Origin of the sequence: Streptomyces longisporus, assembly GCF_039532765.1 — a bacterium.
In the GTDB taxonomy this organism is placed as follows: Bacteria; Actinomycetota; Actinomycetes; order Streptomycetales; family Streptomycetaceae; genus Streptomyces; species Streptomyces longisporus.
The window spans coordinates 420,203-442,004 of record NZ_BAAASG010000012.1 but is presented as its reverse complement, the minus strand read 5'-3'; the positions used below and the strand labels follow the sequence as shown (position 1 = coordinate 442,004).

21 protein-coding genes, 1 tRNA gene and 4 pseudogenes are annotated in these 21,802 nt (G+C 68.6%); 4 read left to right on the top strand and 22 right to left on the bottom strand.

The genetic code is table 11. The annotated features are described in order from the left end of the window. Positions 1-55 precede the first annotated feature (55 nt). The 7 genes and pseudogenes from ABD355_RS27780 to ABD355_RS27750 all read right to left on the bottom strand — a co-directional run bounded on the left by ABD355_RS27780 (position 56) and on the right by ABD355_RS27750 (position 3,439). Entirely contained in the window at positions 56-829 is a 774-nt protein-coding gene (locus ABD355_RS27780) for a hypothetical protein (RefSeq protein ID WP_344403417.1), read from the bottom strand. Continuing rightward, entirely contained in the window at positions 826-1,146 is a 321-nt protein-coding gene (locus ABD355_RS27775) for a PadR family transcriptional regulator (protein WP_344403416.1), read from the bottom strand. Before ABD355_RS27775 ends, ABD355_RS27780 begins: the two co-directional genes overlap by 4 nt. Before the next feature lie 199 nt (positions 1,147-1,345). Next, on the bottom strand, positions 1,346-1,870 hold the full coding sequence (locus ABD355_RS27770; RefSeq protein WP_344403415.1) for a P-loop nucleotide/nucleoside kinase family protein: 525 nt from the start codon (positions 1,868-1,870) through the stop codon (positions 1,346-1,348). A 171-nt stretch (positions 1,871-2,041) separates the two neighbouring features. Next, positions 2,042-2,125 (bottom strand): annotated as a pseudogene (locus ABD355_RS27765) (hypothetical protein); the annotation flags it as partial. A 28-nt stretch (positions 2,126-2,153) separates the two neighbouring features. Next, positions 2,154-2,771 (bottom strand): methyltransferase domain-containing protein, encoded by a 618-nt coding sequence (locus ABD355_RS27760; RefSeq protein ID WP_344403480.1) that lies wholly within the window; start codon positions 2,769-2,771, stop codon positions 2,154-2,156. Between the two features lie 124 nt (positions 2,772-2,895). Next, positions 2,896-2,958, bottom strand: a pseudogene (locus ABD355_RS27755) (hypothetical protein); the annotation flags it as partial. Between the two features lie 322 nt (positions 2,959-3,280). After that, on the bottom strand, positions 3,281-3,439 hold the full coding sequence (locus tag ABD355_RS27750; RefSeq protein ID WP_344403413.1) for a hypothetical protein: 159 nt from the start codon (positions 3,437-3,439) through the stop codon (positions 3,281-3,283). Positions 3,440-3,886: 447 nt separating this feature from the next. On the opposite strand from ABD355_RS27750, the gene ABD355_RS27745 reads away from it, so the two are divergent. Both ABD355_RS27745 and ABD355_RS27740 read left to right on the top strand, forming a co-directional pair. Further along, a complete protein-coding gene (locus tag ABD355_RS27745) occupies positions 3,887-4,534 on the top strand; it encodes a GOLPH3/VPS74 family protein (protein WP_344403412.1) in 648 nt (215 codons plus the stop codon). Positions 4,535-4,668: 134 nt separating this feature from the next. Beyond that, positions 4,669-5,628, top strand: a complete 960-nt coding sequence (locus ABD355_RS27740) for a hypothetical protein (protein ID WP_344403411.1) — start codon at positions 4,669-4,671, stop codon at positions 5,626-5,628. Here the strand turns inward: ABD355_RS27740 and ABD355_RS27735 are convergent. From ABD355_RS27735 to ABD355_RS27675, 13 genes are all read right to left on the bottom strand, one after another. Then, the gene (locus ABD355_RS27735) at positions 5,599-6,684 is read right to left on the bottom strand and encodes a glycosyltransferase family 2 protein (protein WP_344403410.1); all 1,086 of its coding nucleotides are present in this window, start codon (positions 6,682-6,684) and stop codon (positions 5,599-5,601) included. The two genes, ABD355_RS27740 and ABD355_RS27735, sit on opposite strands and share 30 nt — an antisense overlap. Before the next feature lie 31 nt (positions 6,685-6,715). Continuing rightward, positions 6,716-9,286 (bottom strand): class III lanthionine synthetase LanKC, encoded by a 2,571-nt coding sequence (lanKC, locus tag ABD355_RS27730; RefSeq protein WP_344403409.1) that lies wholly within the window; start codon positions 9,284-9,286, stop codon positions 6,716-6,718. A gap of 54 nt (positions 9,287-9,340) precedes the next feature. Then, positions 9,341-11,002, bottom strand: coding sequence for a daptide biosynthesis intramembrane metalloprotease (gene mpaP, locus ABD355_RS27725; protein WP_344403408.1), 1,662 nt, complete (start codon positions 11,000-11,002; stop codon positions 9,341-9,343). Beyond that, positions 10,999-11,739: an ABC transporter permease gene (locus ABD355_RS27720; RefSeq protein ID WP_344403406.1), complete on the bottom strand. Its 741-nt coding sequence runs from the start codon at positions 11,737-11,739 to the stop codon at positions 10,999-11,001. The genes mpaP and ABD355_RS27720 overlap by 4 nt, the downstream gene beginning before the upstream one ends. Then, positions 11,732-12,460 (bottom strand): ABC transporter ATP-binding protein, encoded by a 729-nt coding sequence (locus ABD355_RS27715; protein WP_344403405.1) that lies wholly within the window; start codon positions 12,458-12,460, stop codon positions 11,732-11,734. The genes ABD355_RS27720 and ABD355_RS27715 overlap by 8 nt, the downstream gene beginning before the upstream one ends. After that, positions 12,457-12,660: a hypothetical protein gene (locus tag ABD355_RS27710; protein ID WP_344403404.1), complete on the bottom strand. Its 204-nt coding sequence runs from the start codon at positions 12,658-12,660 to the stop codon at positions 12,457-12,459. The genes ABD355_RS27715 and ABD355_RS27710 overlap by 4 nt, the downstream gene beginning before the upstream one ends. 115 nt (positions 12,661-12,775) lie before the next feature. After that, on the bottom strand, positions 12,776-12,952 hold the full coding sequence (locus ABD355_RS27705; protein WP_344403403.1) for a daptide-type RiPP: 177 nt from the start codon (positions 12,950-12,952) through the stop codon (positions 12,776-12,778). A 94-nt stretch (positions 12,953-13,046) separates the two neighbouring features. Then, positions 13,047-13,247 (bottom strand): daptide-type RiPP, encoded by a 201-nt coding sequence (locus ABD355_RS27700; RefSeq protein ID WP_344403402.1) that lies wholly within the window; start codon positions 13,245-13,247, stop codon positions 13,047-13,049. Between the two features lie 93 nt (positions 13,248-13,340). Beyond that, positions 13,341-14,552 (bottom strand): daptide-type RiPP biosynthesis dehydogenase, encoded by a 1,212-nt coding sequence (mpaC, locus tag ABD355_RS27695; protein WP_344403401.1) that lies wholly within the window; start codon positions 14,550-14,552, stop codon positions 13,341-13,343. Then, the gene (gene mpaD / locus ABD355_RS27690) at positions 14,553-15,833 is read right to left on the bottom strand and encodes a daptide-type RiPP biosynthesis aminotransferase (protein ID WP_344403399.1); all 1,281 of its coding nucleotides are present in this window, start codon (positions 15,831-15,833) and stop codon (positions 14,553-14,555) included. Then, positions 15,833-16,642, bottom strand: coding sequence for a daptide-type RiPP biosynthesis methyltransferase (gene mpaM, locus ABD355_RS27685; RefSeq protein WP_344403397.1), 810 nt, complete (start codon positions 16,640-16,642; stop codon positions 15,833-15,835). The genes mpaD and mpaM overlap by 1 nt, the downstream gene beginning before the upstream one ends. Further along, positions 16,639-17,733 carry a daptide biosynthesis RiPP recognition protein gene (mpaB, locus tag ABD355_RS27680; RefSeq protein WP_344403396.1) on the bottom strand — a complete coding sequence of 365 codons (1,095 nt, stop codon included), beginning with the start codon at positions 17,731-17,733 and terminating at the stop codon, positions 16,639-16,641. Before mpaB ends, mpaM begins: the two co-directional genes overlap by 4 nt. Continuing rightward, the gene (locus ABD355_RS27675) at positions 17,726-18,715 is read right to left on the bottom strand and encodes an LLM class flavin-dependent oxidoreductase (RefSeq protein WP_344403395.1); all 990 of its coding nucleotides are present in this window, start codon (positions 18,713-18,715) and stop codon (positions 17,726-17,728) included. The genes mpaB and ABD355_RS27675 overlap by 8 nt, the downstream gene beginning before the upstream one ends. A gap of 344 nt (positions 18,716-19,059) precedes the next feature. Between ABD355_RS27675 and ABD355_RS44735 the strand changes: the two are divergent. Both ABD355_RS44735 and ABD355_RS27670 read left to right on the top strand, forming a co-directional pair. Then, a pseudogene (locus tag ABD355_RS44735) lies at positions 19,060-19,415 on the top strand (IS701 family transposase); the annotation flags it as partial. Continuing rightward, a pseudogene (locus tag ABD355_RS27670) lies at positions 19,395-19,699 on the top strand (site-specific integrase); the annotation flags it as partial. The pseudogenes ABD355_RS44735 and ABD355_RS27670, both read left to right, overlap by 21 nt. A 34-nt stretch (positions 19,700-19,733) precedes the next feature. Here ABD355_RS27670 and ABD355_RS27665 read toward each other — a convergent pair. Then, positions 19,734-19,806 (bottom strand) — tRNA-Lys (locus tag ABD355_RS27665). Between the two features lie 99 nt (positions 19,807-19,905). Then, entirely contained in the window at positions 19,906-21,489 is a 1,584-nt protein-coding gene (locus ABD355_RS27660; protein ID WP_344403392.1) for an amino acid permease, read from the bottom strand. Positions 21,490-21,802: the final 313 nt, after the last annotated feature.

The window sequence follows — 21,802 nt, the reverse complement described above, 5'->3', positions numbered from 1 at the left end:
TGGAGGGTCGGGCCCAAGCGCCCTAGCGATGTCGGCCTCGTCGGGCAACTTCGTGTCAGCGGGCGCGCGGCGTCTGGCCGCGCTTGGCGAGCTGGGCCAGTTCGATGCCACGCTTTGCCCGCAGCCAGCGCAGGAAGGCGAAGGCACCGGTGCCGATCACACCGACACCGACACAGTCGGTGCTCAGGAAGGCTCGCGGGCCGTCGCAGTCGATGAGGTACCCGGCCACGGCTCCGCAACAGGAGGCCACGACGGCGTTGACCCGACCGTCCGAGCGCAACACCCAGTCCACTGGGCGCCACAACGGCCGGGTGGCGTCGCTCAGGCGAATCCTGACGGCAGCGACGAGGAACCCCACGGCATAGGCGTCGCGCTCTCGGGCCGAGAGTTCCGTGCCGGAATCCGAAGGGCCCGCCAGGTGCGCCGTCCATTCGGATCGCAGATGAGCATGGCGCTTTCCGGCCACCAGCGCCGCCAAGGCGGCTTCGGCGGAGTGCAGTCGCGCCCGCATCGCCGATCCCACACGCCTGCGCACCTCCGGTTCCTGTACCAATTCCTGTACCACGACGGCAATCAGCATGCCTGCAAAAAACAGCACCAGGAACAGAGGCTTTGGGTGGTCTTTGGTCCCAACGAACCGCTGGACGAACACGCCGAACGTATAGACCCAACTCTGCGGCAGGGCCTTGAACAGCGCGATGAAAACGACTGTGGAGCCCCAGGCGATCCCGTATCCGGCACCGGCCACCAGGAGCAGGACGGCGATGCACAGCGCCGGTACTTTCATGCGAACGATCGCCGCATGAACAGGTGCATGGGCCGTCGTCATGCCGTCCCTCCAGCCCAGCGGGCACTGGAGGAGGACCGACGAGCCCTGCGGGCTTCGAGCGCCGCATGCGCGGAGGCACGGCCAGCGGCGGTGAGTTCGTAGTAGCGACGCGGCGGCCGGCCGGGGTGATCGCCGGTCTCCTCCCGAGCGGTGATCCAGCCATGGGCGAGGAGGCGTTCGAGGATGGGATAGACGGTGCCGGAGCCAAGGTCGGCGTCCTGGCAGATCGACAGGCCCCAAGCGGGCTGGTCCGACGTGGCGGCCAGGAGGGCTTGGAGGACTCGAATCGTTGTTGTGGTGAGTCGAATTGACGCCATGTCACCAGTGAAGCGCCGCGCCGACCATATGTCGAGAACGAGATATGGAACCGCCTGTGCCTGCGCTCCTGGCTTCAAGAGGCGGGTGCCAGAGGCTCCGGCGGAGCCGCCTGGCTAGGGCCTGTCCGGCGGATCTTTCCGGACTCGGCGGTCCTGGCACGGCTGCGTTACTGGGCGGCACCAAAAGCTGGTCGGACAGTCACGCGAGCGATGGCCACCGGTCGGCGGCCCACTCACACCATCCTGACCACCCAGGAGGCGGACCTCCTACCTCATCTCCATCGAGTTCCGTGGCGTCGGGCTCCTCGAACAGCGTCCTCCAGTGCAAGAGGTCCGTCTCGCTCATCACAAAGGTCTGATCAGGGGTGGTCGCTTGGCGATGCGCGATCCGAGCACGCTGGGTCTCATGGTCCACTGGCACGTACACGAGCTGACAGGACGCGCCCACAGACATCACCAGCCAGCGGATCGCGGACCTCTCGTCACGAGACCAGCATCCGAAATCCAGGACCACGCTCGTTCCCAGCTTCAGCGCCTCCAGACCCAGCCAGAGCAGCCGCCCTTCCAGCACATCGCGCTTGCCGGCCGGCTGCGGATCGCCAAACAACGGTCGCATCCACTCATCCGGCGTCAGTCGCAGCGCGTTGTGCTCCGCGGCCAGCTGTCGAGCTCTCGTGCTCTTTCCAGCCCCGGGCAGGCCGACTGTCAGGAACAACGTCGTCACGCCCAGATCCTGTCACGAAGGCCAAGTGATCATGGCTTGAGCAAAGACGGATTGAAGCCGCGGTGACCGTGCCGTGAAAGACATAAGCGCGCTTGTCGAACCTCGTGGCCACCGCGGCGCGCTGGGGGCGACGTGGGAAGCGCGGGCTCCGTCGGCTGGGGGGACGGCGCGGCGGGTGCCGGTCATCTCCCGTTCCGCAGCCCGGCGCCGGTCGCGTCGGGCGGCCCACTCGTGCAGGGGCTCCTCTTCCGGCATCGTCCGCGCCTCCCGGTGCTCGTTGCCGTCAGACCCTAGACCAGGTCACGCTCTGCCCGTCGGGGGTGACGGTGACCTCGAAGTGGTTCAGGCCCGGGGCGCCGTCGGCACGCCATCGGGTGACGGTCTCCTCGATGTCGTCCCACAGGCGAGCGGGTCTGCCCTGGCGGACGGTCCAGGTCTCGCCGTCCTGAACGGCGGCGGCCCAGGCGCCGGCGTCCACGTCGATCAGGAGGTGTTCGGTTCGGCCGTCCCGGTTGAGGGTGAGTCGCAGCGCGTGGGGGGCGGCGAGTTGGGCGACGAAGCGCGTGTTCCAGTCGTCCAAGGCGTCCGCGGCGAGCCCGGTGGTGCGCTCCTCACCGTCGTCGATGTCCGGCAGAAGGCCGAGCGGGGGCGGGAGCTGGGGGCGGGCGATCATGAAGGAAACTTGCCCACCGAGGAGTCGGCCTCGTGCGGTGCCGTCGTCGCCCACGGTGAGCCGGGCGAGTTCGGAGGAGTAGAGCCAGCCGGACAGGGTGGCCAGGATGATGCCGCCGGGCCGGGTCTGCTCCACCCACGCATAGGGGAGTTCGGTGACGCCGCACGTCGCGATCAGCCGGTCGTAGCGGGCGCCGTCGGGGTGTCCGGCGAGCCCGTCGCCTGTGATCAGGAACGGCGCGTACCCGGCGTGCCCGAGCGCGGCGCGGGCCCGGGTGGAAACCTCCGGGGTCCACCTCGATGGACGTCACGAGGTCTTCGCCGAGTCGCTGGCAGAGCAGGCTGGTGGAGTATCCGGTGCCCGTGCCGATCTCCAACACGCGGTTGCCGTCCTCGACCTGGAGGTCTTCGAGCATCCGTACGACGAGGCCGGGCAGGGTGCTCGACGAGGTGGGCTCGCGCAGGATCTCGCCGCGGATGTCCCGTGGGGCGATGGTCCCGGCGATCTGGGTGACGAGGGAGGCGTCTTGGTAGCAGCCGCCCAGCCATCCGGAGTCATCGGGCAGGACCGGCCGCCACGCGGTGGGGCCGGGGCTGTCGGCCCGTTCGAAGTAGCCGCCGCGCAGGAGCTCGTGCCGGGGCACGGCTTCGACGGCGGCCCGCCATGGGGCGGTGCGCAGTGGCCACTGTCGGCCAGACGCTCGGCGAGCGCGAGGCGGATGCCCTTGTCGTCGTCGGTCACGTCGTGGTCTTCCTCTCCAAGAGGTCGGCCAGGGCTGCGCACACGGGCAGACCCGTTTCAGGTTCCAGCCAGTACCACTGACCGGAGGGGTTGCACTCCAGGAACCACCAGTGCCCGTCCTCGGCCACGCAGAAGTCGAAAGCCGACGAAGACAAGCCCGAAGTGCTCCATGTAGTGACGCAGCGCTGGCACGATGCTCGGCGGCGGCTCCACGGAGTGTGTTCGCACCTGTCGGCGACTCTTGCCGTCCGAGCGGTCTGAGGGGCCACTGACGCCACCGACCCGCGCCCCGTCAATCCGCCCGGCGCGGGTGTCCGCCTCATGCTCGCGCCCGACCACCACCTACCGCGCGCAGCGTAACGGGAGTTGGTCCTCTCCCCGCTCGGCGTGGAGCACGTCCACACGGTCCTCTCCATCCGTCTCAACCGGTGCACCGCACCCCTTGAGGACACGCCATGAAGGTCTAGGAGCCCTCATTCTCTCTGTTCAGAGAGGTCGGCCTGAGGAACTGGCCACAGGCCCGGACCGATCACCCGACTTCCCGACACGTGGCTGGAACGCCACCTTCCAGTTCATCGTCCTACTCCCGGAAGGGGGATCCCATGACCAAGGATCTGACGATCGGCGAGCAGATTGTGCTGCTCACACTGGACGAAGAGACGGGCACCCTGCGCGAGGCGCCGCTGCGGGTGTCCCTGGCCGTTTCGGCGGCCGCCTTGCTGGAGCTGAGTTTCTCCGGGTACTTGGCGGAGCATGACGGCACACTCGTCGTCGCTGGAGCTACGACACCTGCGGATCCGGCGGCCGCGGCCGTCGCCGGGCACATCCAGAGCCATCCCGAGGAGACGCCCAGGGAGTGGCTGCTGGCCGTACGCGAGCAGGCACTCGACACTGCGTACCAGGGGCTGTTGGAGAAGGGGCTGGTCCGGGAGGAGGGACGACGGGTCCTCGGCGCCTTCGGATCGGTGAAGCACCCGGTCACGGGCCTGTCGGAACTCGTGGCGCTGCGAGGACGCCTGACAGCTGTCCTCGCGCAGGGCCAGGACCCCGATGAGCGCACGGCGGCGCTGATCACCGTGCTGCACCACGCGGGCCTGAAGACCGCCCTCACGCAGGGCCCCCGGGCGGAGGCACCGGAGAACCGTCTGATCGCGATCGCCGAGGGCCAGGGCCCGGCCGCAGCACTCGGAGACACGATCCGCACCACGGTCGCTGCTCTGACGGCGGTCATCGCCTCGTCCGCTCTGTAGGAAAGGCGCCGCCCGAGGCATCGGCGGACCAGCCGATGCCTCGGTCCGCCCGCCGGACAGGGTGGCCTATTCGCCCCTCGGTTCTTGTCGTTGACAGGGGCATGAACAGGTGTTCGAATAGGGTTATGGGGGAAATGACCTTGACCCAATTGGGCATTTCGAGTTTCGACGAATCCGTGTACAAAACCCTTTTGCGGGAAACGGGATTGGGGGTATCCGGCCTGTGCGTGGTCCTCGGCTGTGCCGAGGAGGACATCCGCGCCTCGCTGCGAAGACTCGCCGATGAAGGCATGGTCCGCTTGGACAAACACGGCGAGCCGACCGCTCTCAGCGCTGACGAAAGTATCGGGCGACTCCTGGAAGAGCGGCTGAAAAGGCTGCACGCAGAGCAGCAGGAATTTCTGTCGTTCGGTTACTCGCTGATTCGCCAGTCCGGCGCTTGGCGTTCTCCCGGACACCTTCAGAGGGACGACAAGGACATGTGCGACCGGGCCGAGGAACTCACGGTCCATGCCCGGCGCGAAGTGCTGACGATGCAGCCGAACCCGACCCTGACTCCACAGACGATCCTGGCCATGCGTCGCGTCGGCGTGACCTGCCTGCGACGCGGGGTGACCGTGAAAGCCCTGATGCACAAACGGGCTCTGGAGGATGAGGCCACGTCCGCACTCCTCACCGAGCTGATCCAGGACGGTGCGCATATCCGCCTCCTCGACGGCGGGTTCGAGCGTGTGCTGATCACCGACCGGGAGACCGCCCTGGTGCGGGCCGAGCGGAGCACCTCACCGAGCACAATGCTGGTGGAGCAGGGAGCGCTGGTCGGCACACTCCTGTCGTTCTTCGACCGCTGCTGGTCCCAAGCGCTCGACGCCTCGACGCTGCTCCTGCCGGGGCGTGGCCCCGCCCCGTTGGACGAGATGCAGCTGAAAGTGCTCCAGGTCATGGCGCGCGCCGACAAGGACGAGGTCGGAGCACGTCAACTGGGCATATCCGTACGCACCTACCGAGGGCGGGTCGCGGAGCTGCTGAAGCACCTCCACGCCGCCAACCGCTTCCAAGCGGCACTACGGGCCAAGGAGAAGGGACTCATCTGACCGGTGTGCTCGCCCGCCGAGTCCGCCCTCGGCCAGATCCCTCACCAGCCGGAGCACACGCGGCTGGACGCAGGGCATCAGCCGGGCGGCGCGGCGGGCGTGCTCGACGCGGGAACAGAGCAGGTTCCGCGCGATGGCGTACCGTCCCTGTTCGGGCACCAACACGAGCTCGTCGAAGAGCTTCACCTCACCCGAGACCACGCGTTCGATCTCCTCGTCAAGGTCCCCGCTCCAGTCGAGGGGCCGTACCAGCGCGCCGGAGTCGTCCATCTGCCGGTACCAGTCCCTCATGTCCGCGAGGACGGCGGCGCGGAACGACTCGTCGTGCCGACCGGCCCGGAGTTCGCACAGCAGCGCATGGGCGGTTCTCGCGTCGTCGAGAACGACCAGGGGCAGCCGGTGAGGGCGCGACATCCGGTTCCTGCGCGTGCCGTTGTCCATCAAAAGGGCCGCAGTCGGTTCCACGACCGTGCGGAACGTATGGCCCGCGTCGGCCATCCGCAGCCACAGATCCCAGTCCTCCAGGCCCGCACCGGCGCGCCAGCCCCCGACCTGCTCCACGACGCCGCGGCGATGTCCCACCCTGGACGGCTCGAACATCGGTCCGAACAATTGGAGTTGAGGGTGCCAGAAGGCCGACAGTGGCGAGAACTCGGCGGCCTCCTTGCCTTCGGCGTCGTGGTACGTGCAGCCCGTCACCGCGAGGTCCGCGTCCGCCCGCAGCATGCCGAGCAGGACACGAAGGTGATCGGGCCGCCAGACGTCGTCATGATCCAGGTAGGCGATGAACTCGCCACGGGCAAGGGCCAGGCCTGCGTTGCGCGGCCCGCTGGGGTGACCGTTTCGCTCGATGCGGTGGAGCCTGACGCGAGAATCCTGCCGCGCGGAGCGGCGCACCCAGTCCTCGGTGTCGTCGTCGCACCCGTCCGAGACCACGAGCAGTTCCCACTCCTGAAGGGTCTGCGCGCGGACGGAGTCGATGGTCTCCGTGATCTTCCATGACCTGTTGTAGGTCGGACAGATCACGGACACCGCCACTGTGCCGTTGCCGTTCATGGCCCTTCATGTCCTCCGTCGTCGGCCCGGTTCACAGGAACGCCACAGTGCCCGGAGTGGTGTTCGCGGCGTTCAGGGCAAGCAGCACGCCTGCGGCTCCGGTCGCCAGGTCCGTCGTGAGACGCACGTTCTCCAGGCCCAGGAACGCCGGCCTGCCCTCGTGGGTGACCTCGTACAAGCCGAGAGTGGCGGCACGTCGCTCGACCACGGCAGCTTCCGCCGGGCCGGCCAGACGAGTGGCCGCCAGCAGCACGCCGGCAAAGCCATGGAAGAGCCCCGCCGTGTGGGGAATGCAGTCCAGGGCACCCCGCAGGACGGTTTCGCAGGCCAGGGCGAAGCGCGGTTCGTGGCGCCGGGCGAGGTACTCGCTCAGAACCATGGCGGTGCCGCCACTGCCGGCGGCGAACGTGGGACGTACGCCGACGGCACCTTCCGCCCAGCCTTCCCCCACCTCGGCACGGACCGCGCCCGCCTCCACCGTCCACCCAAGGGCGCGCAGATCGGTGTCGAGCAAGTCACGGGCCCCGTCGAGCAGGCCGGTGTCGGGCGTGTGGGCGTGCAGACGCAGCAGCAGCAGCGCGCCACCGGACCTGCCGCGCATCAGACCGGCCTCGCCGCGGCGCGGAGGCCGGGACGCCGCGCTCTCGACCAACTGCTCCGCCAGGACCGTCGCGTGCTTCAGGGCGGCGTCGTCCCCCGTGGCTCGTGCCATGTACAGATGGGCGAGCCCAAGCCCGGCCCGGCCGTCCAGGAGGCTGTCGTTTGCGGGTTCCGCCCCGGACGCCTCCTGCAGCAGAGCCGCGGCGGCATCGGTACGGCCGAGGCGCTGCAGGGCACATGCGACACCGGATGTACCGGTGTAGAGCCCCGGGGACGGGTTGGTGAACCGGCGCGCCGACTCCTCCAGCCAGTCGATGTGGGCAGCGGGTACCTCTGTCCCCGCCTCGCTGAGGGCCCACAGCACCCCTGCGGCTCCGTAGGCGAGGCAGGCTCCGCCCTCCGGCAGGAGGAACTGGGCCGTGTCACCGGGAAAGAGGCGGTCCTCGCGTCGGGGCGTGGCTGTCGCGAGAATGCCCTGGCCCACGGCGGTCAGGCCCCGTCGGCCTGCGGCGAGATGCCGGGCAGAATCGGTGGGCAGATCGCCGGACACCTCCTCCGCGCGGCCGTCCTGCTCGCCCGTACCGTCGAGGGTCGTGAGGGGCGCGAGGTCGGCACGGACCTTGGCTCCGTAGTCTTCCGGGACCGGGTACCGGGACTCCACGAGTTCGATCAGCTGGTCCAGCTTGCCGGCGTCCCACGGCAGGAGACTGGTGAACGGGGCGAACAGGGCGATGCGCAGGCAGCCCAGGGCGTATCTGTCGATGTCCTTGCCCCGGTGGGTGGAGGGCGCGGTGAAGCCCGGCGCTGCGTGGATCTGGTGCGCGGTGAGGTCGGTCGACGCCGTCTCCAGGTCGATGAACGCCACCGAGCCGTCCGGGCGGACCAGGACGTTGCCGGGGTGCAGGTCGCCGAAGACGACGCCCCGCTCGTGCATGGCCCGCACTCCCTGCTCGATCTGGTCGAGCACGTCGAGCGCCCATCGGGTGTAGGCGGCGGTCCTGTCCGGATCAGCGTTCGGAGAGGACGGGTTGTCCCTGGTGGTCCGCACCCCGAGCGTCTCGCCCTCCACGTACTCCCGCACGAGGAAGTGGTGTTCGTGTCCCACACGGGCATCGATGAGTTCCGGCACCCACTTGAGGCCGGCGAGCTTGCGCAGGCAGTCGCGCTCCCGGAGGAGTCGGGCGACCGCGTCCTCACCGTTGCGGTCGATCCCGGCGAGCGGTCTCGCCTCCCGGAGCAGGACGGGCTCGCCCGTGCGCAGGTCGGTTCCGCGGTAGACGCCCCCACCGTTGGAGAAGTGCAGGGCCTGTTCTGCGCGGTAGGGGAAGTCGCGCAGGGTGCCCGCATTGCGCGCCTGAACCGCTTCCGTCAGACAGTCGGGAATGGTCACCCACTCCGGGGGCCGGAACGACGGACCGCGCAGATCCGGTACCAGCCTGCCCTCGGGATCCTCGATGCAGGGGACCGTCTCCCCCTTCTCCGACTTCATCGTGCGCGCGACGAACCCGCCGTAGCGCACGTAGAGGGGGCCGGAACGCCATCTGAGGTCACTGAGGATGTAGGGGCCCTGCTCCCCGTCGAGGATGGCTCCCAGCTCATTCAGCACGGAGGCCAGGCGGTTCTCGTCCTCGGGATAGACGGTGATGAACTTGCCGCTGGCTCCGCGATCGCCGTACTTGCCGTTGCGCCGCAGCAGCACCTGCCTGCTGCGGATGAACTTGAACGCGATGCGGCGGTCCACCAGGTACTCCCAGGACCGGGCGAGGATGCTCTGCGCATTCTCCGAAGTGGCCGACACATGGATCTTCCAGCCCTGCGGCGGCATCCGGAACCCGTGCGGAGCCAGCATGGTCCAGTCGGGCCCCGTATGGCACGACCAATCGTCAGGCGTCTGGGACGTCACGGCACGGAAATCGTCGTCCGTGTCGCCGGTGCCGGCCTCGTCCCGGTCGAAGAAGGGCGTGCCTGGCGCCAGGAACATCACACGCCGAGAAGGATCCATGACAGGTTCAACCGCCTTCGGGAGTACGGAGAGGTCAGAAGTGGCGGGTGGGCATCAGCGCCAGAAGGGCGCCAGATACTCCAGATAGAGCCAGTCGCCCAGGCGCCGCTCGCCTGCGCTCACCACGGCTTGGCCTGTGGTTCCCGGGGCCAGCCGTCCGCCGTCGAGGGCGATTCCGGAGGCCGGCACCCGTACCGAGTCGAGCCCCCTCACGGGGACGAAGGCGGAGATCGGTGCCGACATGTCGGTGAAATCGGTGGACGTCACCGCAGCGGTGCCCAACTGCTTCTGGAGCACGACACCGCCGCTCAGCAAACGCACCGAGGCGCCGGGCTCGATGGCGCTACGGTCGGTCGTCCCGGTTGACACGAGCACCGTCCGGCCCTGCTCCACGACGAAGCCGCCGGTGACGGTGTACGGAACGGAGACCCCCAGCATGACTGCCGCCACAGCCGCGATCCCCAGCGCAGAGACGATGACGCGCCGCCAAAGGGGCGCTCCGGCGGTCCGGGCCTCCGCATCCAGCTTGAGGGCGCCGACGTAGACGCGCAGCATCAGATACCCGAGCGCGACGGAGGCCATGACGGCGCCGACCAGGCCCGCGCCCGCAAGGATCGAACCCCACAGCGTGAAGGCCATGCTCACGACGTACAGCGGAAACAGCATGCACGCCAGACCGAACAGAGGCGCCCAGTCGACCCCCGGCAGCGCCCGCTCGTGGCGGCCGCCGAACAGCAGCCTGGCGACGAGCCGACGCGCGTCCGTAATGGACCGGTCCCGCAGGTGGGAGATGTCCAGGTGGCTCATCAGTGCCAGGTAGCCGTCCAGCTTGACGAACGGGATGGCGTTGAAGAACCCGGAAACGTAGTTGGTCACCGTGAGGAGCAGCAGAAAATCCCGCAGCGCAGGGCTGCCGCCTACCGCCGCCACGGCGACGGAGCCGACGCCGGCGAGGCCGGCCAGGACGGCCTGGATGGCGATGCCGGCCAGTGCGACACGTACGCGCTGGCGGTTCTTCGGCAGCCGCCACCCGTCGGACACGTCACAGAAGAACGCGGGCGTCAGGTAGAAAAGCATGAAACCCATACGGCTGGGCCGGCCACCGTAGTGGCTCAGCACCACACCGTGCGCCAGCTCGTGCAGCATGGTGCCGCAGTACGTGACGACCACCAGCGCGATCAGCATGGGCATGGAGATCGGCTCGGCCAGGGCATCCATGGTCGCCTGGGCCTGGGCGACGAGACACAGCAGCCCTGCCGCGGCAAGGACCGCGGCCATGAGCGCCCCACCACGGTTGGCGAGACGTACGGTGAGCGGACGGAACCTGCTCAGCATGCGTTCGGGACGCACCAGGGTGAACTGGACGGTGAGCGGCTGGACGAAGGTGATTCTTCGGTCCTTGCGCGGTTTGCGCGCCGCGTCCTCAAGGAGCTGGGTGCGCTGAGCACGCAACAGGCCCTCGCCCACCAGCTCGACGGTCCAGGGATCGCCGAGCTCCCTGGCCATGTCCTCGGAGTTGCGAGTGCCGTCGGCGAGACTCAGGAGCTTGGCCATGCCGGCGGTCACCCGCAGGTAGCGCTGCGCGCCGGACTGGACGAGCCAGGGGGCGCCGTCCTCGATCGGCTCGTGAACCCGCACGTCCGGCGCCAGGCGCGGACACTCGGGCAGGGGTGCCTCAGTCGTGTCTGCCTGTGGCCGGTTCAGGGTCAGTCTCACGGCAGGTCCCTGCGCAGGAACAGCGTCCGGGCGGCGATCGTGCCCGCGACGATCCAAACCGCGAGAACCGCCAGTGCCCACGGGATCGACAGCAGATCCGCATTGCCGCCCCGGTACACGGACGCCATGGCCTCGTCGATGGTGAACCTGCCGATCTCCGGGACCAGCCGCAGCAGGCCCTCACCCACCAGCCAGGTGCTGATCAGCAGCACGAGAATGGCGGCGACCTGCTGCCTGATGAGCAGCCCGAGCAGTGCACCCCACACGGCGCCCACCACGATGACCAGCATCACCCCGAGCAGCGTCCAGGTGGTGGTCGCGGTCCACTCGGGCTTCTGCGTGCGCCCCGCCAGGAACACCCACGGGCTGGCGGCGGCCAGCACACCGGCCCCCAGGGCAAACACGGTGCCGCAGCCGGCGACGGCGATCAGCTTGGCCGCGAGCAGCCGGCCTCTCCCCCCGCTCAGCAGAACCGACCGGCTGATGGCACCGTTTCCGAACTCCCTGGTCACCGCGACCATGGCGATCACCGCGGCGGCGAGTTCGACCATGAACCAGCCTTGCACCAGGGTGGATGTGATCTCGCTGGTGCTGCTGCCCTCCGGAGTCTTGGCGAGCTTCTGCTGCAGGAGGCCGGCGTCGGCCATCGCACACATCAACACGGCCGCGGCGACCACGCACCACCATGCGCGCCCGGTCCAGATCTTGCGCCACTCGGCTCCGATCAGGTCACGCATGGGAGTTCTCCTTCGCCACGGGTCCCACCAGTTCGAAGAAGCGGCTCTCCAGGCTGACAGCACCGTTCTGTGTCAGGTCGGCGGCCGTGCCGCTGTAGCGCAGCGTCTGCTGAAGGATGACGATGTCGTCGGCCATCTGCTCGACCTCCGCCAGGATGTGACTGGAGACCAGCACGGTGCGCCCTTCATCTGCGAGGGACCGCAGGAGCTCCCGGAGCCAGCGAATACCGTCGGGGTCGAGTCCGTTGGCAGGTTCGTCCAGGATGAGCAGTTCGGGGTCGGCGAGCAACGAGGTCGCCAGGGCGTGCCGCTGCCGCATGCCCTGCGAATAGTCGCGGACTTTGCGGTGGGCGTCCGCGGCGAGCCCTACCTGCTCGAGGACGTCGTCCACCCTCGTACGAGAAAGGCCGAGGGCCTTTGCCCAGATCCGCAGGTCGGTTCGTCCGGAGCCCGCGCCGGAAGGGCCGATTCCGTCCATGCTGACCCCCACCCGGTGCGCCGCACGGGGCAGTTGTGCATACGGGTGACCGAAGATAGTGGCGCGGCCGGAGGTCGGACGCGCGAGACCCAGCAGCATCCGCAGGCAAGTCGTCTTTCCGGCCCCGTTACGCCCAAGGAGTCCCACCACCCGGCCCGACCGGACAGTGAAGGACACGTCCTCGACCGCGGTCAGTTCGCCGTACCGCTTGGTGAGTCCCACGATGTCGACGATGTCGGTCACGCTCCGGCCCTCCCCCTCGCACGGAGGTACAGGCCGACGCAGACGATGAGCACCAGCTCCACCCCGACGCAGATGAGCAGCCCTCTGGTGCGGGCCGGACCCTGGGTGAGGGCATAGACCACGCCCGGGGCTGCCACGACAGTGACGAGCCCGAAGGCCATGAGGAACCAGACATGGCCGCGAGAAGCTGCTTGAGGCATCAGGTATCTCTCCTCTGCGGCGCGGGGCCGCACGTATATTCGTCGGTGCGGCCCTGTTCCGGATGCTAATGGCCAGCATCCGGAACAGGGCTTCGTCCGTCAGGCGTCCGACCGGTCAGGTCGCGATGACGGAGGTGACGGCGATGGTGCTGTAGGCAGCACTGACGCCGGCCGAGATGGCAGCGCTCGCGAGGAAGCTGTTCCACCAGTCAGGCGCGTCCATGCCCTCCAGCTCCTCCATGGCCAGCTCCTGCATGGCCAGCTCCAGAGCGGGGTTGACGTTCTCGTTCATTTCCTTTCACCTCCTTCAAGGGATCTAAGGGATCTAAGGGATCTTCAAGATCCGCTTCCGAAGGGCCTCCGACGCTCAGCCGCGGCCCTCCGGATCAGGTCGCCAGCGTGACGATGGAGACGTACGAGATGACGCCTCCTGCGCTCAGGCCGCCGATGGCGCTCAGCGCCTCGCTCCAGCTGAAGTCCGGAGCGTCGAGCGCCTCGAGCTCCTGCATGTCCAGCTGCTGGGCCTCCAGCTCCTGCAGAGCCAGTTCCAGAGGTGCGGACACGCTGTTCTTGTTTGCAGTCTGCATTGTGTTTTTCCCCCTCCCGTGGTGTCGCGGGCCGTCCGCCGGCGGACGCCGGCGGAAGTCTGTGGTGTGTGATGACGCCCTCTCGGTGCGCTGTCACCGCGCCGCGGGCTGTGGCTGCCTGATGGCCTCGGCCAGCACCCGCCGGACATCGGCAAGAGTGAGGGCACCCAGGGTGGGCAGGCCGTCCCCCCACGCGCGCATCGTGGCCCGGGCGATCAGGTCCGTCCGCTCCACGGTCGCGTCGATGCCGCGCTCGATCCGCCAGGCGTCCATCAAAGCCGCGACGCCCTCGACCGGGTCCGCGGGCAGTGCCGGCCGGTGGGCCGAGGCAACGGCCTTCCAGAGCCGCCGCAACCGACGGGCGGACCCCCAACGGGCGTCGCCTTCCACGACCCGCTGCCACAGGGGTGGCAGCACCGCGGCCGCGGCCGTCATCTTTCGCAGGCCCAGCCCCGTTGAGAGCTCGTTGGCCAGGTACCAGCCCTTGCAGGCGCACGGATCGCGGCCGAGATTGAACCACTGGCTGTGGCTCGCCCCGCTGAGCTTGGCGATCTCCAGGCGAAGCAGGTCGCCAGGGGCTTCGCCTGCCCGCCGGACGGACGCCAGCTCGGCGCCCAGAACCACCATTCGCTCGACGAGCGTCAAGGCGAAGGCGTCCTCCGAGGGGAGGTCCTGCGGATCCCCCACGTACATACCTGCCACCCGGAAGAAGACTTCCAGGACGCCTTCCGCAAGGAGTTCCACGGGCAGTGTCCGGGTGGCGACAGGGTCGAGCACCGCCACATCCGGCTGCAGCCCGTTACCGAGCACCAGGCGTTTGCCATGCGGGCCGGCGAGGCAGGCGCCGCCGCTCAGCTCACTGCCGGTGCCCACCGTGGTGGGCACGGTGATCAAGGGGATCCTGGGTTCCGCCTCGGCCGGGAGCAGCACCAGACCGCTTCGGTGCCGCACTGACAGTCTGTCCCGCACCACGGGGGCTGCGCTCATCAGCACGGCCAACTTGGCCTGGTCGAGCAGTGTTCCCCCGCCGACCGCCAGGACGAGTTCGCTGTCACGGAGCCGCTCGGCCAGTGCCGTCACGCTCTCCAGCGTGCCGGGGCCGACCGGTACCAGCCGCTCCACCGACCGACCCGCCCAGGCCGCACACTCAGACACCTGATCCACGGCCTCCGAGTCGGCGACGGCCGGGTCCGCGAGCAGGGTCAGGGTCCGTCCCTCGTGGAGGGGCAGCCACTTGGCCAGTCCGCTGATCCCGTAGGCCACCTGGGTCAGGCGTCGGCTGCTCAGATTCCACACCGCATCCATTCAGGCCGCCTCGGTGTCACTGCCGAGCCCGGCCCGGTACCGGGCGTGCGCCCTCACCCCGAGGCGCAGGCAGTCCAGGAGCTCGGCGAGTTCGTCGTCGGTGTAGATCAGCGACGGGAGGATCTGCACCCCGTTGACGCTGGGGTGGACCACCGCGCCGGCCCTGCGGATCGCGGCGACGACCTCCGGCACCTCCTGCTGCGGCAGTGGGTCTCCCGCAGGCGTGCGCAACCGGATGGACCGGAAACAGCCGATGCCCGTAGTGGCCGAGACCAGCGGTTCGGTGGCGACCAGATCCTCCAGTGCCTTGTCCAGAAGGACTGACAGGCGTCGCGCCGAGGCGACCACGTCGAGCCGCCGCATCTCCTGCACCGTGGCGAGGATCGCCGCGCAGGTGACGGGCGTCCCGGCCTGGGTCTCCCCATGGACGAACACGTCACCCGCCGCGTCAAAGGGCTCGGCGAGCGCCTGGGGCATCAGCACGGCCGCCGCGGCGTGCGTGCCGTTGGTCAGCCCCTTCGACGTGATCAGCAGATCAGGTGGCGCCTGCCACCGCTGTGAGGCGAAGAAGTCACCGGTACGGCCGAAACCGGTGGCGACCTCGTCGGCGACGAGGAGGAAACCGTGGCGGTCCCGGAGTTCAAGCAGCGTCTGCACGTACTCCGGGGTGAGCGGCACCGCCCCGCTGCCAAGCACGGGTTCCACCACCACTGCCGCGATCCGGCTTCCCTGCTGGGCCGCCAACTGGGCGATCTCGTCGCCCGCGTTGGGCGTCACATGCCTGACCAACCGCTGGTCGACGCCGTAGACGGCTTGACCGAGATTCTCGCCGGTGAGGGCGAACCCACCGAAGGTCAGCCCGTGATAGCTGTCTCGCAGGCCCACCACGAGCTTGCGCATGCCTTCGCCGCGCAGCGCGTGGTAGTGCCTGGCCAGCTTCATCACCAAGTCGTTTGCGGCCCCGCCGGAGGTCGAGAAGACCACCCGGCCGTAGTGTTCCGCCCCTGCCGCTTCAATCAGTGCGCGCGCGGCACGCCTGGCGTAGACGTTCTCGTAGCGGAACACCGACAGATAGGAGGCGTCACGCAAGGCATCCGCACAGGCCCGGGCGATCGCCTCGTTGCCGTAGCCGAGGTTCGCGTTCCACAGGCCGCTTGTGCCGCACAGCAGTTCACGGCCATCCTGGAAGCGGATCCTGACTCCGTCGGCCGACACGGCGCACAGTTCGTCGGCTCCGTGCAGGCGGGGTTCGAGCAGCGACGGCCAGAGTTCGGTGGGCATCAGACGGCCTCCGCCTCGAGCAGCACACCGGTATGGCGGGGGGAGGCGGCGGGCAGCGGATGATGTGCCACGACGCGCAGTCCCGCGGAAGCCAGTTCCCGCGCCAGGTCGTCCGGGGGGAGGACCCGGATGGACGTGGTGAGCACCACCACCGATCCGTCCTCCGGCATATCCCGCTGCGGTGGCAGGATGGTGACCTTGCGGACTTCCTGGCCGGCCCGCCAGTGTTCGATCATCCGATAGCGGCGTCCGCTGGCACCCACGGCCTCAAGGTCCAGGTCGTCCCCGTCGGCGTCTGTCAGGTCGACGGTGGAAAGCAAGAACCTTCCGCCGGGCCTGAGATGAGCCCGCACGGCCGCGTAGAGTCCGGCCCTGCCCTCGGCGTCGAGCAGGGAGACGGACGTGGTGCCGAGCACCACAACGGCGTAGGTGCTGCCGAGCTCGAATGCGGACATGTCGCCCTGCACAACGGTGCACCGTCCCCCGATACCCGCCGGGGCCTCGGCGAGCCGCTCATGGAGCAGGGCCACCATGCTCTCCTTGAGCTCCAGAGCCGTGACCTGACGGCCCGACGCGAGCAGTGGCAGCGTCAGCCGGCCGGATCCGGCAGCGAGTTCCAGCACCGGACCGGGAACGGCACGGACCGACCGCAGCAGTTCCCTGATCTCGGTGGTATCGGCGGCCGCCAGGTCGTGATAGACCGAAGCACCCGCCTCGTCGTACAGATCGTGCACGCTGACCCGGTCTCCGTATCCGGCCAGGATCTGGCCGGCCAGTCCCGGGACAGCCGCGGCGTCCGTCGTCGTCATACGGTCATCTCCAGCACGGGGACGCCCGGAATCAGCGAGACGCCCTTGTCGGCGAAGAACGCGAGCACCCGCTCGATCGCAGCCCGGTCCACCGACCCGCTCTCCGCGTGCTCCGCCACGGCTTCGGCGCTGCCGAGGACCAGCAGCATCTCCGTGATCTCCGCCGCGCGTCGACCGAGCTGGAAGGTCCGGTCGGCACCCGCGACCCTGACGTACGCCTTGTCCGACGTCCAGCACAGGAACGGCGCCTTTGGATCGTCGGCGTCCAGGGCCCCGTCGACGGCATCGAGCCCGGGCACAAGCCGGCGGCCGAAGCCCGAGACTCTGGGCTCGGTGATCCCGCGCGTCTGGAGGTCTCGCAGCAGATCCAGCGCGGCCAGATAGCGGGCGAGCCAGGGCCTTCGGCGTACGGCGGGGCCGCGTACCTCTTCCGGCACGGCCGCTCCGAGCGGCACCGCACCACCCGTATCGCTTGCCGCGTTCAGGCGCTGCCATGCCGAGTGCAGGGCCCCGGCTGAATCCCCGGCGGTCCCCAGCCGCAGTCCCTGTGGCGAGACGGAGACGCCTCCATCCCGGTCCACGTAGAGCCTGGTGCCCGGTCCGTCGCCCGGGACATGGGCTCCGAGTGCGGAAAGATCGGCGATCTGCACAGCCGGGCTGACCGCGAAGGGAGCAAACCTGCCCTCCGCCCTGGCGGCGTCGGCGTCCGCGAGGAACAACTCGAAGTCTGTGTCGCCGGCCACCCGCACGAGCGTCGTGCCGAGCAGCGACATGTAAGGGCTGACGCCGTAGTCCTGGGTCTGGAGGAACAGAACGTCACCGACCGACGCATCGCCCTCCGACCCGCTCAGCGATCCCTCGTACCCGACGACAGTGGCACCGGACCTTCCGTCCTGGCCGTCCCGTGCCGCCGGGGCGAGGACGAGCGTCCGCGGCCCCACGGCATCGGAGCCGAGCAGTGCATCCAGAAAGGCCGAGTCCTCCAGCACAACGGTGGCGCTCTCCGGCCCCGGCGTGTCATCGGCCGACGGGCGTCCGGTGACCCAGGAGCGCAGATGGCGCCCCACCCGGGTGATCAGTTCCTCATTCACCGGATTCCCTCCGATCCGCGCCTACGGCGGCGAGAATCTGCTTCAAGTCGTCCATTGCGGCATTCGCGCCGTAGAGCCGGCATACGCCCGTAAGGTTCAGCACGATTTCATTGACTCCGGCGTCACGATACTCATCAAGACGCTTTACGATCTCATCGAGATTTCCGTATAGGAATGCACCGGATTCTGCCATGAGGCGTGCAGCCGCTCGCGGGTCGAGATCAGAGAAATCAATGCCCGCCTTTCCGAGCATGTCAAGATAGTGCGGCGCCTGCATGTGTGCGGAATTGCTCGCCAGCACGAAATCGGAGACATCCCGATCGATCCGGTCGGAGCGCTCCAGAGCCACAGGCACCATCGCGGTGATCCGGGGCACGGGCCGGCCTGCGGTGTCCGCCCCCTCCCGCATCGCGGGGCGAACGACACCGTCGAGGTAGGCCGCCGGCGTGAGCCAGGTAACCGCCACATCGGCGACCTCGCCCGCGAGACGGGCCATGCCGGGGCGCAGCACTCCAAGTCCAAGGCGCACGGGAGGCGACATGACCGGGCCCATCCCCGCATGACAGGAGTAGTACTCACCGTCGAAGTCGACCGGGTCGCCGCTGAGCAGCCCTCGAACCACCGTCATGTATTCACGGACCGCCGTGAGCTGGCTGCGGTACGGGGCACCGAGCAAGCTCTGCTGAAACGTTTTTGCACCCGGCCCGAAGCCGGCCACCACGTCCTTGCCGGTCGCCATCGCCAGGGTCTTGACCTTGTGAGCCGCCTCGAACGGATGCCGCAGCGGCATCAGGGTCACTCCGAGCCCAGTCGGTACCCGAAAGCCCGCGCCCGCAACCGCGGAAAACGTCTGGAAGGGTTCCATCAGCACGCTTTGCCCCTGCCAGAGCCTGGCCGCCCCCGTCCATTCGACCAGCGCCGCAAAGGGAAGAACCTGCTCTGTGCGGCGCGGCAGGAACGGCACCAATATTGAGTAGTCCACTTTTCCCCCCGGACCGCGGCTTCTGACGTCTTGAATGTTTCCAGAGAGACCATCGGGCGTGCAAGGATTTCCGCTGCAACTTGATGCAGGTGGCAACTGCAGAAACCTGCACCCGGGAATCGCCGGAAAAGGAGCGGCCAGACGAAACCGTGTGCGACCAGGACGAGCCGGCCACCGAGCGCCTTGAGGCAGCGGGCGAAGTCCTGACCTCGTTCATGTCCATTGATCCGAATGATCCGAAACGGTGCTGGTGGTTCGTTTAATTGGCGGTGGTGTGGGTTGACGGCGGATCGGGTTGGTCGCGGGGCGGTGGCAGGAGTCAACTACCTTGCCGGTGGCTGAAGATGACCGCTCGCCGTCCGTGTCCGCCTGCGCCGGGTCCGTTGGGACGAGTACGCGGCCCGGTTCGATGACTTCTTCTTCAGCCTGGCCCAGCGGCGAGGTCTTCGCGAGTGCCTGGCCGGGCTGCTGGCGCCGCGGAAGCGGAACAAGACGATCACCTGCCTGGCCGGGGCAGAGCCGGTGACCGGTGCGGGGATGCCGGGGGTGCAGCGGCTGCAGTTCTTCCTGCCCGAGTCCTCCTGGGAGGCCGAGCAGGTCAACGACCGAGCCCCTTGAACTGCTGCGCGAGCAGCGGGCGACCGCGCACGTGGGCCGGCAGTGGCTGGGCAAGACGGACAACGTCGCCGCGACGCTCACGCACGGAGCGGCGGCGACATCCACACGGTGAAGGAGACCCTCCGGCACTCCACCATCACGCTGGCCTCGGACACGTACACGAGCCTGCTCCCTGAGCTGGACCGTGAAATCGCCGAGAAGGCAGCGAAGCTGATCCCCCGGTCGCGTCAGGCGGCTGCCGAACCGTCCGCCCAAACGGCAGCCGATCCGCAGGCCACGGCCACATCCGCTCACGCATCGCTCACGCAGTGGCTCGAAAACGCAGCAGCGCCCGACCCGACCGAAGCCGACTCAGGCGCTGCGTAGCAGGTCAGAGGGCATATTCCCCGACCACCACCGGTAGGCCCTGTGGGACTCGAACCCACAACCAATGGATTAAAAGTCCACTGCTCTGCCAATTGAGCTAAGGGCCCCTGGCGATGTTGCCTCCACGAGCATAGCCGGACACGGCCGCGTCTCCGATCGGGTATCGGGGACACGGCCGTGCCGTGGGTGAAGATCCAGCCGGAGTGTCAGGGATCTACCTTTTCGGGGGCACCCGCGGAAGCGTCCCCGGAGACCGCCGCGCGGGACGCCTCCCGGGCGAGCGTGCGTTCGTGGCCCGGGTTGAGGAACCAGTGCCGGGCCGACGCGCCCCACCACGCCGCCGCGAAGCCGAGGACGACCAGGACGGCGACCGGGGCGTAGTTGAAGCTCTCCCAGGTGACGGGCGAGACCTGAGGCAGCATGAAGAGGACCGTGATCACGCCCACCCACACCACCGAGACGATGCCGACCGGACGCGACCAGCGGCCCAGGTGCCACGGCCCCCGCACGAAGTCGTCGCCCTTGCGCACCCGCAGCAGCGTCGGGATGACGTACGCGATGTAGAGGCCGATGACGGCGATCGACGTCACCGCCGCATACGCCGTCACATTGATCAGATACGGCAGTCCCAGCACCAGCGCTCCGGCCGCCGCCAGCCATACGGCGGCCACGGGCGTCCGGGTCCGCGGGCTCACCGTGTGCCACACGTGCGAGAAGGGCAGCGCGCCGTCACGTGAAAAGGCGTAGATCATGCGGCTGTTGGCCGTGACCGAAGCCATGCCGCAGAACAGCTGGGCGCCGATGACGACCAGGAGCAGGAGTTTGCCGGCCGTTGCGCCCAGGGCGTCCAGCAGGATCTGGGCCGGCGGCGCCCCCGTGGGGGACGCGAGCTCCTTGTCGTAGGACTGGATGGCGAACGTGAAGCCGAGCAGCAGCACGAAGCCCGCTATCCACGAGGTCCAGATGGACTGGACGATGCCCTTCGGGCCGGCCGTCGACGCGTCGTGCGTCTCCTCGGTCATATGGGCGGAGGCGTCGTAACCGGTGAAGGTGTACTGCGCCATCAGCAGTCCGAGGAGCACCACGTACACGCCGCTGCCCCAGCCCGTGTTGTTCACGAACTTGGTGAACACGAAGGAAGCGGACTGGTGGTGGTCCGGTACGAAGGCCAGCGCGCCGACGATGACACCGACGCCGAGCACATGCCACCACACGCTGATGTCGTTGAGCAGCGCGACGATCTTCACGCCGAAGGTGTTCAGGAGGCCGTGCAGCAGCAGGATCGCCGCGAAGAGCAGGACCGTACGACCCGGTGTGACCTTGAAGTCGAACTGCAGGTTCAGATACGCCCCCAGGAAGGAGGCGGCGCCGAAGTCGATGCCGGCCGTCACCGCCACCTGGCCCAGCACGTTGAACCACCCCGTGAACCACGCCCAGGCGGCGGCCGTCCGCGGAGGCGCCAGCCGGTGGGCCCAGAAGTACAGGCCCGCGGAAGTCGGGTACGCCGAACAGATCTCGGCCATCGACAGGCCGACGAACAGTGTCATCAGGCCTACGGCGACCCAGCCCCAGGTGATCACCGAAGGACCGCCCGTGTTCATGCCGAACAGATAGAGGGTGAGGCAGCCGGAGAGGACCGAGATGATCGTGAAGGAGACCGCGTAGTTCGAGAACGCCGACATGCGGCGGGCAAGGACCTGCGTGTAGCCGAGCTGGGCAAGCCGTTCTTCGTCGGACAACCCCGAGTCGGAGGGTCCCGACTTCCCGCTCGCTATGGCGTCATCTGTCATGCCCCCAGCGATTCCCTCGCCAGAGGCGTGACATGCATCACAGCATGGCCAAAAAATGCCCCTTCCGGCCTGCCCGACGCCCCCGTTGCGCGCCCGCCCGCCGCAGGAACCATTGCCCCTGCCGCCGTTGCGCTGAAGGCGCCCCGCGCTGCCCCGTACGACCAGCTCGTTCTTCCCGTCACCGGCGCTCTCGCCGACGCCGACGACCGTCTCGTGGGCCACGCCCCGGCCGCCGTAGACCTTTGCACCGGCCTCAGGCGTCCGGGACATGCGAAGGGCCCGTACGACCGAAGTCGTACGGGCCCTCACTCAG

What these genes read in the sequence shown, in the direction of transcription:
- ABD355_RS27780 (WP_344403417.1), bottom strand. Translation starts at nt 829, where the DNA reads ATGACGACGGCCCATGCACCTGTTCATGCGGCGATCGTTCGCATGAAA.
- ABD355_RS27775 (WP_344403416.1), bottom strand. Translation starts at nt 1,146, where the DNA reads ATGGCGTCAATTCGACTCACCACAACAACGATTCGAGTCCTCCAAGCC.
- ABD355_RS27745 (WP_344403412.1), top strand. Translation starts at nt 3,887, where the DNA reads ATGACCAAGGATCTGACGATCGGCGAGCAGATTGTGCTGCTCACACTG.
- ABD355_RS27740 (WP_344403411.1), top strand. Translation starts at nt 4,669, where the DNA reads ATGACCTTGACCCAATTGGGCATTTCGAGTTTCGACGAATCCGTGTAC.
- ABD355_RS27735 (WP_344403410.1), bottom strand. Translation starts at nt 6,684, where the DNA reads ATGAACGGCAACGGCACAGTGGCGGTGTCCGTGATCTGTCCGACCTAC.
- lanKC (WP_344403409.1), bottom strand. Translation starts at nt 9,286, where the DNA reads ATGGATCCTTCTCGGCGTGTGATGTTCCTGGCGCCAGGCACGCCCTTC.
- ABD355_RS27720 (WP_344403406.1), bottom strand. Translation starts at nt 11,739, where the DNA reads ATGCGTGACCTGATCGGAGCCGAGTGGCGCAAGATCTGGACCGGGCGC.
- ABD355_RS27710 (WP_344403404.1), bottom strand. Translation starts at nt 12,660, where the DNA reads ATGCCTCAAGCAGCTTCTCGCGGCCATGTCTGGTTCCTCATGGCCTTC.
- ABD355_RS27705 (WP_344403403.1), bottom strand. Translation starts at nt 12,952, where the DNA reads ATGAACGAGAACGTCAACCCCGCTCTGGAGCTGGCCATGCAGGAGCTG.
- ABD355_RS27700 (WP_344403402.1), bottom strand. Translation starts at nt 13,247, where the DNA reads ATGCAGACTGCAAACAAGAACAGCGTGTCCGCACCTCTGGAACTGGCT.
- mpaC (WP_344403401.1), bottom strand. Translation starts at nt 14,552, where the DNA reads ATGGATGCGGTGTGGAATCTGAGCAGCCGACGCCTGACCCAGGTGGCC.
- mpaD (WP_344403399.1), bottom strand. Translation starts at nt 15,833, where the DNA reads ATGCCCACCGAACTCTGGCCGTCGCTGCTCGAACCCCGCCTGCACGGA.
- mpaM (WP_344403397.1), bottom strand. Translation starts at nt 16,642, where the DNA reads ATGACGACGACGGACGCCGCGGCTGTCCCGGGACTGGCCGGCCAGATC.
- ABD355_RS27660 (WP_344403392.1), bottom strand. Translation starts at nt 21,489, where the DNA reads ATGACAGATGACGCCATAGCGAGCGGGAAGTCGGGACCCTCCGACTCG.